Origin of the sequence: Mesorhizobium sp. (assembly GCF_004962245.1) — a bacterium.
Classification (GTDB): Bacteria; Pseudomonadota; Alphaproteobacteria; order Rhizobiales; family Rhizobiaceae; genus Mesorhizobium.
The window spans coordinates 1-10,149 of sequence record NZ_SUHQ01000066.1 but is presented as its reverse complement, the minus strand read 5'-3'; the positions used below and the strand labels follow the sequence as shown (position 1 = coordinate 10,149).

Annotated in this window: 13 protein-coding genes; 3 read left to right on the top strand and 10 right to left on the bottom strand. The window is 58.0% G+C overall.

The window, feature by feature from the left end; translation table 11 throughout:
• From E5X88_RS32940 to E5X88_RS32895, 10 genes are all read right to left on the bottom strand, one after another.
• The coding region (locus E5X88_RS32940; protein WP_292168390.1) for a TrbG/VirB9 family P-type conjugative transfer protein at positions 1-304 on the bottom strand (304 nt) is incomplete at its 3' end.
• Positions 301-1,017: a virB8 family protein gene (locus E5X88_RS32935; protein WP_292168388.1), complete on the bottom strand. Its 717-nt coding sequence runs from the start codon at positions 1,015-1,017 to the stop codon at positions 301-303. The genes E5X88_RS32940 and E5X88_RS32935, both read right to left, overlap by 4 nt.
• A gap of 35 nt (positions 1,018-1,052) precedes the next feature.
• On the bottom strand, positions 1,053-2,084 hold the full coding sequence (locus tag E5X88_RS32930) for a type IV secretion system protein (RefSeq protein WP_292168386.1): 1,032 nt from the start codon (positions 2,082-2,084) through the stop codon (positions 1,053-1,055).
• Positions 2,085-2,099: 15 nt separating this feature from the next.
• A complete protein-coding gene (locus tag E5X88_RS32925) occupies positions 2,100-2,297 on the bottom strand; it encodes a hypothetical protein (RefSeq protein WP_292168384.1) in 198 nt (65 codons plus the stop codon).
• A gap of 19 nt (positions 2,298-2,316) precedes the next feature.
• The gene (locus E5X88_RS32920; RefSeq protein WP_292168382.1) at positions 2,317-3,018 is read right to left on the bottom strand and encodes a type IV secretion system protein; all 702 of its coding nucleotides are present in this window, start codon (positions 3,016-3,018) and stop codon (positions 2,317-2,319) included.
• A gap of 10 nt (positions 3,019-3,028) precedes the next feature.
• The gene (locus E5X88_RS32915) at positions 3,029-4,087 is read right to left on the bottom strand and encodes a lytic transglycosylase domain-containing protein (RefSeq protein WP_292168381.1); all 1,059 of its coding nucleotides are present in this window, start codon (positions 4,085-4,087) and stop codon (positions 3,029-3,031) included.
• Positions 4,088-4,113: 26 nt separating this feature from the next.
• The gene (locus tag E5X88_RS32910) at positions 4,114-6,525 is read right to left on the bottom strand and encodes a VirB4 family type IV secretion/conjugal transfer ATPase (RefSeq protein WP_292168379.1); all 2,412 of its coding nucleotides are present in this window, start codon (positions 6,523-6,525) and stop codon (positions 4,114-4,116) included.
• A 4-nt stretch (positions 6,526-6,529) separates the two neighbouring features.
• Positions 6,530-6,829 carry a VirB3 family type IV secretion system protein gene (locus tag E5X88_RS32905; protein WP_292168377.1) on the bottom strand — a complete coding sequence of 100 codons (300 nt, stop codon included), beginning with the start codon at positions 6,827-6,829 and terminating at the stop codon, positions 6,530-6,532.
• A gap of 1 nt (position 6,830) precedes the next feature.
• Positions 6,831-7,178 (bottom strand): TrbC/VirB2 family protein, encoded by a 348-nt coding sequence (locus E5X88_RS32900; RefSeq protein WP_292168375.1) that lies wholly within the window; start codon positions 7,176-7,178, stop codon positions 6,831-6,833.
• Positions 7,179-7,190: 12 nt separating this feature from the next.
• The gene (locus tag E5X88_RS32895; protein WP_292168392.1) at positions 7,191-8,096 is read right to left on the bottom strand and encodes a lytic transglycosylase domain-containing protein; all 906 of its coding nucleotides are present in this window, start codon (positions 8,094-8,096) and stop codon (positions 7,191-7,193) included.
• A 204-nt stretch (positions 8,097-8,300) separates the two neighbouring features.
• Between E5X88_RS32895 and E5X88_RS32890 the strand changes: the two genes are divergently transcribed.
• Genes E5X88_RS32890 through E5X88_RS32880 form a run of 3 tightly spaced genes read left to right on the top strand, consistent with a single transcriptional unit; the run spans position 8,301 to position 10,140 of the window.
• Positions 8,301-8,909 carry a hypothetical protein gene (locus E5X88_RS32890; protein ID WP_292168373.1) on the top strand — a complete coding sequence of 203 codons (609 nt, stop codon included), beginning with the start codon at positions 8,301-8,303 and terminating at the stop codon, positions 8,907-8,909.
• Positions 8,906-9,445 (top strand): thermonuclease family protein, encoded by a 540-nt coding sequence (locus E5X88_RS32885; RefSeq protein WP_292168371.1) that lies wholly within the window; start codon positions 8,906-8,908, stop codon positions 9,443-9,445. Before E5X88_RS32890 ends, E5X88_RS32885 begins: the two co-directional genes overlap by 4 nt.
• Entirely contained in the window at positions 9,442-10,140 is a 699-nt protein-coding gene (locus E5X88_RS32880) for a thermonuclease family protein (RefSeq protein WP_292168369.1), read from the top strand. The genes E5X88_RS32885 and E5X88_RS32880 overlap by 4 nt, the downstream gene beginning before the upstream one ends.
• The last annotated feature ends 9 nt before the right edge of the window (positions 10,141-10,149 follow it).

Below are 10,149 nucleotides of genomic sequence, written 5' to 3'. Positions count from 1 at the left end.
CATTCATATTTGTGGTGACGTTCTTGGCGATCGGCTTCACAAACAGGATGTTGCCCTTCTCGGCAGGGGCAACCTGCCAACTCTCCGTATCGCCAAGCGAGATGGTCTCGAAACGTTCATCTTCATCGAAAATGATCATAGTCGAAATGCCGTAAGTTGCGTTGACCGTCACGACGTTGTTGGGCTGATAGACAACACTCGTAACGCGACCGTCGAGGTTGCCCGGGCGTGGAGACTGTGCCGCATGGGCGTGATTCATGATCGCGGCGATGAACGCCGCCGAAAACAGGAGGTGTTTCATCATCCCTCACCTCCTGGGGTCACCGTCTCCTGGTCGCGACGGTAGCTGAAGACCTGGAAGCCGAGGGGATTTTCGAAAAGCCACTGATTTTCAGTGGGGGTGTCGGTGTAGCGGAAACGCACGACCGAAATGTAGTGCCGCGTGATGGAATCCGTGTCGGATTTTTCCGTAGTCGAGAAGCGGACAAGAACCGTCGACGGCGGTTGACTAGGATCGCTCGGCTCAGTGACCGCCACCGATTTGATGTCCACCGAAACCCGCTTGTTTTTTCCGTAGACTTTTGCGGGGTTATTCGAATTGGCGGCGCTATAAAGCTCCTGCAACTCCCGCGCGGCATCGCCGGTCGACAACAAGGCGGCAATGCCGAAGTTTTGTTCGATCTCGTAGGGGTCATAGCCTTCGCGAGCACGGATATAGCGCACGACATTGGCCTGGGTGACCGCTTTTTGTTCGGTGAGGGTGGCAGGCCTAGTCAGACCGCTTTTAACCTCCAGATAGCCGGTATTTTTGTCGACCACGACGACATACGGTTCGAAGCTCTTCAACGGAACCAGCAGCACCAGTGCCGCGAGCGCTAGCAGCGTGATCGCCCCGAAAATGATCGTCACGAACCAGGCGAGTCCCCGCGATCGCTTGGCCCTTTTTACGATCTCATATTCCCAACGATCGCCGTCTTGGAAATAGGTCCGTAGTGCAGTCTCTTTTGAATCTGACATTTTCGATCTAGCCCTTAGTTACTCTCACAAGCACCTCAGCGCGGCATGCTGTTGTTGCTTATTCGGTTCTGCATCGCCGCCCTGGCGTTGGCGTCGCGGATGTTGCTGAGCATGCCGGCATGTGTGCGATCGCGAGCTTGCATGCCGGCAGTGCCGACGAAGCCGGCAGCCCCGCGTGCGACATCGACCGCTTTCATCGGCGCGGTCACTCCGCTGAAGCGTCCAACAGCCCGCGCCACATTGCCAATGCCGGCGGCGACGCCACCGACAATGCCCTGCGCGAGAACCTGAATATTGATGAGGACGAACGCGCCGGCGCAGCACAGCAGCAGGAACGCCGAGATATCGCTGAGCTGAAGCCGGCGTTGGCTGGCCGCGTTGGAGACTTTGGTCAGCTCAGGGTCCATCGCCGCGATCAGGAAAGCGGCCACGACATAGACGAAAAGCGGGATCAGCGCGTAGAGGAGTACCTGTTGGAACCACGAAACTCCGAGATTTCGCGTCTGCTCGAACAGCATGCAGGCGATGAAGATTGGTGCCGTGCCGATCAGCACCCACATCATAACCTTTGCTAGCAGCAGGATCGCCAGTGCGACGGCGATGAAGACGGCGACGCAAAGCATGATCAGGAAGCCGACCATCGACGGCAAGACCGAGAAATAGCCCGACTGTTCCGCAAATGCGGATGCCGCTTCATTGGCGGTCCGCCAGATCATGGAAAGGCCGTTTGTTGGCTCGGTTATGCCGGTGCCTGTGGCGGTCAGAATCGCGCGGCCTACGTCTTCGGGCGTGTCGTTCAGCCAGGAATAGAAGAACGTGTTGAAATGGCTCCACTGGCTGATGAGGATCAGAATCACCATCATGCGAACGATGCGGCCGATGACATCGGCCACGCTGACCCGCGACGTTCCCATGAAGAGTTGGAGGCCGTAAAAGGCGACATAGGCGAGAAACATGATGTTGAGCAGCGGCATGATCTCGCCGCTGACAATGCCGTATGCACTTTCCGAAAAGTTCTTCCCCGACTTCTCTATCCTGTCGAGCAGTTCGCCCAAGAAATCCTGCATTGCGGCACAGCGCCCCTATTCCACTTCCATCGCCTCGATCGCCGCGAAGGCCGGAGATGCATCGCCATTGACATGCATCATCGGTCCGCACTCGAGACGAGGATCCGGCGCATAGGACGTCAGGTTTGCCGGCCGCTTGCAGGGCGCGGTCTTCTCCTTGACCGTGCCGCAGCCGGAAAGAGCGGCCACGACATAGACGAAAAGCGTCAGCACTGTCGCTGCATTTGTCGGCTTAGTTCCCACTGTAGCTGAGCGCCTTCTTCGAGTTGGAGATATCGGTCAGACGCCGCTGATTGTCTGCCTGGAGAGACGAAACCGCGCCGTTCATCACGCCGACGAGTTCGTTGATCGTCAGGCCGGCTTGCACCTGAAGCTGTGTGTTCTGGTCGATCGAGCCCTTGATGTCCTGGGCCTTGCCGATGCTCTGCCCGGCCTGTTCGAACGCGCTCCTGCGCGTTGTCACAGCCTTTTGCGAGCCATTGACCAAGGCGGCGACACCAAGAACGGTAGAAACCAGCTCCTCATATGACTTGTCGCTGGAAAAACCGCTGTTTGCCTTGCCAGACAGGCTTTTGACCAGTTGGAGGCCGTTGATGAAGGTGGAGGCGATTTGAGAAATATCGCCGCCGATCCCGCCAAAATTCGGCACGCCGCCCGACATCAGGCTATCGAAAGACGGCATTGAAGCAACGCTGAAACCATTGCCCACGGCTAGGTTTTGCATCTGGTCGGATTCGCTGCCGCGATCGCCAGTGACCGCCTTCAAGGTATCCGTGACTGTCGTCAGAATGTCCTTGTTGGTGTTCAGGATCTTGTCGGTGGTGACCGACGTCTCCTTGGCGATCTTGAAGTTCGCGTTGTCGATAACCGGCACCTGGGCCGATGCCGCCGATGCAAGGAGCATCGAGCACGCAGTGAGAATGTAGCGCTTCATTGTAGTTCTCCTATTGGGGCTGCAGCTGAAGTTTTACGTTGGCCTCACGTTCACGCTTCTGCACGCAGGCCTCTTCGATCGGGCTCCATTCGAGCCCGGTGCGCGGGTCGCAAATGCCCGTCGTTTCGCGCGGTTTTTCGTCGTCCTTTTTCTTGACGTCGGCGGACTGCGCCGATCCCGACACCTCGCTTGTCTGCGAGGTGTTCCGCGAGTTGAACAGGTCCGCCATGGTCGTTCCGAGTAGAATGACCTGGTTCATCATCTCCAGATTGGCGTTGCGGGCGCCCGAATTGTGGTCCCAACTGTCCTGAATGGTGCCGGCGTTGAGACCGCCCAGCTGTTGCAGCCAGGACGCCACATTGCCGGTGCTCTCCTGCGTGGCCTGACTGGTTGCCATGGCGTTGATCGTCGAATCCCGCATGCCTGTGTAGGCGCTGTCGCCGCCGCCATAGTTCAGCGGAATGTTGGCTCCGTTCGACCCGCCGAATGAAGGCAACCACTGTTGGGTGATCGTTTTGACGTAACCCTGTGTCTCCTTGAACGGAGGGATGCCGCCGTACTTCTGAACATTGCCATGACCGGCGTTATAGGCGGCCAGGGCAAGGTTTGTATTGCCGCCAAACCGCTTGAGCTGCTGTTTCAGATACCGTGCGCCACCGCGCAGGTTCTGTTCGATATTGTAGGGGTTGACGCCGAGATCGCCGGCCGTTCCCGGCATCAGCTGCGACAAGCCTATGGCGCCGGCTCCTGATTTGGCACAGGGGTTGAAACGGCTTTCCTGGTAGACGAGAGACATGAAGAGATTTTCGTCAACGCCCTCTTCGCGCGCCACACGCTTCACCAATCCGGCAATCTCCGGATTGGCATTGGCAGCGGACACCGGATCATCCTTGCGTCCCGGCCGGAACATCGAGCAGGTGACGCTTTTGTTGATCGAATTACGGTCTTTATCGACCTTTTCGATGTCGTTCGTCTTATCCTTCCGGACCGTCTTTTCCGTCAGGTTTGCGCCATCAATGACAGGGACGCCCCCGGCCCATGCAGAAACGGGAGCGGCAAGCGCTGTCATCATCAACCACAGAGCAGGACTTTTCTTCATTGACCCTTCTCCCATCCGCAGAATTCAGCCAGCCAGTTTTCAGGCTCATCGCCGTACTTTTCCCGTAGAGCGGCGCATTCCTCGATTGTCTTCTTGCGGCCCGAGAGCACCTTCACCATGTCGGGCATGGACGACAGATCGAGCCGGGCAATGACCGAGTCATTGCCGTGTTTCACGAGAAATGTGCGCTTCTCGGGCGGGGTGTTCTTGATGAAGTTGAATTCCTTCACCGTCAGGCCAAATCGCTTGATGTAGCTCTCTTCATCGGCGCGAGGGTTCGGGAAGTGGATGTTCGTTGCCGACTGTTCGATCAGCGTGTGCGAGGCCTTGGCCTTCGCAATGTCGGCCGCCGACTGTGTTCCGAAGCCGACAATGCCGTTGAGCTTGCGGATCGTCTTCATCTTGTCGACGATGAAATTGCTGAACGTCTCGTCCTGCAGCAGCTGCCAGCCTTCGTCCATAAAGAACATGACCGGATCACCGTTCAACAGTTCGTCGAGGCGGTGATAGAGATACATCAGTGCCGGCGTCCGCAGCTCCTCGTTGCCGAGGATGCTTGTCATATCGAAGCCGAAAACATTGTGCCCCGAGAATGACAGCACGTCGTGCTGTGCGTTGAACAGCCAGGCCTTTTCGCCGTCGATCCAAGGCCGTAGGCGGGAATGCAGATCGTTGGCGTCAGCACGCGAACGGCCGACGAGCAAGCCGGACAGATTCGGCAGGTTTCGTTCAGCCGCCGGCTCTTGCATCAGGCGCGTAAGCGCCTTCTCAAGCGTGTCTTCGTCCTCCTGGATGAAGTCGCGGCGGTCGCTGGACCGCAGCATGGCTTTCAGGAGCCGCATCAGGAATTCGCGGTTGGGACCGGTGTTTTCGAGCTGGAGCGGGTTGAAACCGGTCGGCGTCTCCGGCGACAGGACTTCATAGGAACCGCCGATCGCGCGTACGAAGATCTCGGCGCCGCGGTCCTTGTCGAAGAATACCGCCTTCGGGGTCGGATTGACGCGCATTGCTTGTGCGAGCAGGAAGGTTAATGCCACCGTCTTGCCCGAACCGGTCGGACCGGTCACCAAGAAGTGGCCGATGTCGCGCTGATGGAAATTGAACCAGTATGGCGTTTGCGACGTGGTTTCGAGGATGGTGATCGGTAGGCCCCAATGGTTGCCGTCGATCTGCCCCGTCGCGAAATTGTGCATGGACGACAGGCCGGAGAAATTGGCGCTCGACAGCATCGCCTTGCGGGCAATGTAGCTGCGATTTCCTGGCAGCTGCGCCCAAAAGCCGGCTTCAAGGTTCACGTCCTCGCGCAGCCAATTAATGTTCATGTCAGTGAGGCAAGCCCCAAGCTCTGACACGGACTTGCTCACGCCCTGCAGATCGCGGGACAGGCACAACAGGGTCAGATGGTGAAAGCCGAATACCGCTTCCTGGTTCATCAGACTGTTCAGGGCGTAGTCGATATCCTTCTCGACCGAACTTCCGGCCTCATCCGACGCCTGGATTTGCCGTTGCAGGCGGGTGATGCGCTCCTGTGCGATGGGCTTGTCCGCGATCGTGAAGGATTGCGTCAGGATGAATTCATGGTTGACCTGCAACAGCCCATCGAGCATGCCCGGCCCGGTGAACGGCGGATATTCCTTCACCGACAGCAAAGCGCCAAAACGGCTGTCTTCGTCGACCGCCGCCTGGGCCTGCATTGTCCGCTTGCTGAAGTGCAGCCGCGATGTCCCGACAAAGTTTCGTATCCCCATGCGCGGCAATCGCATCTTGCGCGGCACGCCACAGGTCAGGATCGTGTTGAAAAACTCACACGGTTCCGAATACGGCTCCTTATCGCGATAGGCGATCCCAAGCGCGCGAGCGCCGTATTTCTGAAGTTCGCGCGTGATGTTGGAGATCAGCTCCTCGAGCTCGGTGACATCCTCGCGTGTTTGCTGGTCCCGCACTTCTCGGTTGGCGCGATCGAGCAGCTTCTTGACCGTATCACCAATACCGAGAGCTCCACGCATCCCCGACCGCACGATGGTTAGGTAGATTTCGTTCGTGAACATGCGCTTCTCGCGCAATTGGTTCATGTAGCGTCTGTTCAGCAGCTCGCAGAACGGTTCGTCGAACGCCCCGCCAATCTCGGTCTCCACCTCACGGCGGATGACGGTTGACCAGAGCGAAAAGCGGCTTGAGCCAAGTGCGCGGATCATCGTGTTTTGCACGACGGACCGCATGTTGAGTTCGGCCTGGTCTTCCGTCTGGAAAAACAGGCCGTCCAACTTGATGACGCTCAGCAAGGAGCCGTTTTCCAGCCCTATCACTGTATCGGACACGTGCCGCAGATACGGGATATGCGTGGACATAGGCCGCTCATTATGAGCGACCTTTCCAAATCCAAGCTCTTCTCTGACGACTTTCAGCATAAGGCTACGGTCCGTAGGAATTGGTGCCCCAAAAGGCTTTGTTCCGGGTGCGGGGCGTCATCCGCGACGCCACCTGCAGCACGTCCAAAATCCGGCTGTCCCAGGCGCAAAGTGAAAAAAGGACGAGATACGCCGCCGGGGCGACCATCAACGCCCACAGTGAGTTCGAAGCCAGCCAGCCAATGATGGTGACGCCGACAATGATGACGACCGCCATGTATGGCACGCCCCAAAGCGTCGGCGATCGGGTCAGGCCGATCACCAACGGGGCCAGGGCTGGCTTTTCGTCCTCGTACTCAGTCATTTTACTGACCGACGGCCGCGATCATTTCGTCGACGATCGTCGGAGCGCCGAACACGAGACCGATACCCACGATCACGGCACCAGCCGTGAACCATGACAGACGGCCCGCGAATGCCAGGAAGCCAAGACCGATCACGGCAATAATCGCCAGCAACCGGCCGAACGGACCGGTAATGAAATCGACGATCATTTGGACGGCAGTTTGGAGCGGTGCAAAAGCTCCGCTTCCACCGCCGCCCTGTGCAAGCGCCAGGTTGGCGCCCGCTAGCTGAATCGCGGCCGCCAGCCCGAGCAAGGCTGCCAGCTTCAGCGCTCTTATCCCCGTACCCTTATTCGCAAAGCACTTCATGCCTTCTCTCCTTCAAAAGTGCATCACACCGCCGACAAACTTGCCGGTTTTCTTCACGGCAATGACGCCGGCGTTGCCGTCATCACCCGCATCAGCGATCGCCGCAGGGGCGGCCGCTCTGGTCTTTGTCCTGACTGTCGGTGTTGCCAGACCGAGCTGGTAATTCACCACCTTGGCGATGTACCCGACCGTCTCCTTGAACGGTGGGATGCCGCCATGCTCATAAATCCGGTGCTCCCCGCTGTTGTAGGCAGCCGCCACCAGCAGAGGATTTTGAAATTCGTCGAGCAGCACGCGCAGGTACTTCATGCCGCCTTCGATGTTCTGCGCAGGATCGCAAACGTCTTCGACACCAAAGCGTGTTGCAGTGCCGGGCATCAGCTGCATTGGGCCGCGCGCGCCCTTGTCCGAATTGCGGGTCTGGTCAAATCCGCTTTCAGCCCAGGCAATGGCAGTGGCGAAAACTTCATCGACCTTATGCCGACGAGCCGTTTCCACGACCAAGCTTTTGATTTCCGCGGGGCTTAAGGGAGACGGCCCACAATCTTGCACGTTTGCCGTGCTTGTGGCTGTCGGCTTGGCAACACCATTATGGGTAATCTCTCCATTCGCTAGCTTACCCATATCGATAACATTATGGGTGTTCTTGTCAGAAGCATAACCAAGGGCAAACGTACCAATAGGGTTATCTTGAACGATCCCCGAGGGTGAGGCCGTTTCGGGTGTGACCACGCCGTCAGAGCCAAGCACGAATTCATCGCTTGCCTTACCCCACCGGTTTGCGAAAATAGCGCTGATCGAAGCGTCATTGACCGGCGCCGCAGCTGGCATGTTCGTAACAAAGTCGGCTTGTTTCTGCGATTCTTGAGCCGCTGACGCTATCGGTCCAGCGGCATTTAAGGCTAAAGCGCCTGCCATTACAGCCAATCGCGAAACACCTTCAATTCTAGCCCTTCTGATCATCGTCCCCCGCCTAACTTGCGGTGTTGAGATTACAACGAAAACCGATTAAGTTCGTAGGTGTATGATACCGATTTGGTGTAGTGATACAAGTTTTTGCACCATACTTAAACCCCCCTCTTGCGGGGAATCCAATGTCACCAGGATGGTTAGGGCTAGAAAATGAAACGTACCATCATCGCCACACTCGCTAGTTGCGCCATGGCAACGCCGGCTTTGTCCGTGGAAGACATCAACAAGGACTACATCAAGTCGCTGGCTGCACCGGGCAAGACAGTGCTGGTCGTCGAGTATTACGACGGGTCCGGCAAGGTCGTGGACCGCAAGGGCTATGCCTCCGAGGCCGGTTACAAAGCCGCCTCCCCGACAGACTTCCGGGTCGATGAAAAGACAACCCTGCATCTATTCGGGCTGGAGCCGTGTCAGGGCGAAATGGTCAACCGGAAGGATGACTTCGCCGGTACGTGCGCCGCATACGCGCAAGACCAGCTTCAGATCATGTTGAAAGGCCCGAAGGTGATCTTCTGCCGTGCTTTCGTTAGCGAGCAGAGCGCCCCGAAGCAGAATGCGACCTGCTACGGATATTACAACTACCCTGGCAGCCTCGATACCGTGGACATGTTCGAGGAGCAGCTGCTGTCGCTCGGAGCGCTTCGCCTGGCGAAGAACCCTGACGGCTCATTCGTCCGTCCGGATCTCGCAAAGGCCGAGGAGATCGGCAAGGCGGGGTCCTACGGCATGTGGGCCGATCCACGGGCAAAATCACAATGAGAAGGCTTCTCGCCATTCTCGGTGTCGCGTTGACTCCGGCGGCAGTATCAGCCGCCCCGCCTGGCTATTTCGACCTTCAGCCAGGCATCACGCTCGAAACTGGCGATACGTGGGTTTCAGACGGACAGAAATACCGCCTCTTCGGCGTCCAATCCTGCTTGCGTGGTACGGCCTACACCGACAAGAAAGGCCAAAAACGCGACTGTGGCGACGCTTCGTTGGCGGTCTTCGCCGCCTACATCAAGGACACGAAACCGGTTTGCGCGCCCGTCGCCAAAACTGCCGACATCTCCTATGTCATCTGTTACGCCACGGTCGGCAAGGACCGGCTCGACCTCGCCACCATGATGATCACGAGTGGCTACGCCTTCGCGTCGCTCAACGCCGAAGGCCTGCCCTTTCATCCTCCCTATGCCGTTGCTGAACAGGACGCCCGCGAAAGGCGGGCCGGACTGTGGCAGTTCGAGGACGTCCAGCATCCGGCCGTCCTTTTGAGCAGATCGGCCAACGAGCGCGCCAAGAAAGCGAAACAATGAAGAAAAACGTCGTCGCCACGGCCATTGTCGTAGCAGCCATCGCGAACCCCACGATCGCAGCCGATATCATCAAGAGCCCGGCTCCAGTTTCTCATGGGCCGCGCACCGTTGCGCCCGCTCCTGTCTATCCCGTCTTCGAAGGCCGCGTCGCCGTTATGGACGGCCGCACGCTGTGGTATCCCCAATTTGCGCAAGAAATTCACCTTGCCGACATCGATGCGTGCGAGCTGCCCCAATGGGCGCTCAATCCAAAATGGGAGGACCGCGAGCGTGTAAAAGCACCGCCTCCGGTCCCTTGCGGCCCATTCGCCAAAGCCTGGCTTAAACGAACCGTCGGCAATAAATCCGTCGAATGCACCGTTCTCGCCTATGGCAATGACGGTGTACCATCCGCCCGTTGCGTCGTAGCGGGTCGTGACCTCGCTCTCGAAATGCTGCGTGTCGGCTGGGCTCGGATCGCATCGCCCTACCCTTACAATGGTCAGTACATGGCCTATCAGCAGCATGCGATGGCGGCCCGTTATGGCATGTGGGCGACTTACGTTCTCGACATGAATGAGTGGAGGAGGAAGGCCGTCGACAAGACGCCAGATCGCCGGCCGATCGCTGATTTCAATCTTCTTGCAGAACGGGAAAGCGAAATTTCGCCCCCCTTTTTCGACGCTCGCAAAAAACCGAAGAGGACAGACCGATAGTTGCTGGAC

What these genes read in the sequence shown, in the direction of transcription:
- E5X88_RS32935 (WP_292168388.1), bottom strand. Translation starts at nt 1,017, where the DNA reads ATGTCAGATTCAAAAGAGACTGCACTACGGACCTATTTCCAAGACGGC.
- E5X88_RS32930 (WP_292168386.1), bottom strand. Translation starts at nt 2,084, where the DNA reads ATGCAGGATTTCTTGGGCGAACTGCTCGACAGGATAGAGAAGTCGGGG.
- E5X88_RS32920 (WP_292168382.1), bottom strand. Translation starts at nt 3,018, where the DNA reads ATGAAGCGCTACATTCTCACTGCGTGCTCGATGCTCCTTGCATCGGCG.
- E5X88_RS32915 (WP_292168381.1), bottom strand. Translation starts at nt 4,087, where the DNA reads ATGACAGCGCTTGCCGCTCCCGTTTCTGCATGGGCCGGGGGCGTCCCT.
- E5X88_RS32910 (WP_292168379.1), bottom strand. Translation starts at nt 6,525, where the DNA reads ATGCTGAAAGTCGTCAGAGAAGAGCTTGGATTTGGAAAGGTCGCTCAT.
- E5X88_RS32905 (WP_292168377.1), bottom strand. Translation starts at nt 6,829, where the DNA reads ATGACTGAGTACGAGGACGAAAAGCCAGCCCTGGCCCCGTTGGTGATC.
- E5X88_RS32900 (WP_292168375.1), bottom strand. Translation starts at nt 7,178, where the DNA reads ATGAAGTGCTTTGCGAATAAGGGTACGGGGATAAGAGCGCTGAAGCTG.
- E5X88_RS32895 (WP_292168392.1), bottom strand. Translation starts at nt 8,096, where the DNA reads ATGGCAGGCGCTTTAGCCTTAAATGCCGCTGGACCGATAGCGTCAGCG.
- E5X88_RS32890 (WP_292168373.1), top strand. Translation starts at nt 8,301, where the DNA reads ATGAAACGTACCATCATCGCCACACTCGCTAGTTGCGCCATGGCAACG.
- E5X88_RS32885 (WP_292168371.1), top strand. Translation starts at nt 8,906, where the DNA reads ATGAGAAGGCTTCTCGCCATTCTCGGTGTCGCGTTGACTCCGGCGGCA.
- E5X88_RS32880 (WP_292168369.1), top strand. Translation starts at nt 9,442, where the DNA reads ATGAAGAAAAACGTCGTCGCCACGGCCATTGTCGTAGCAGCCATCGCG.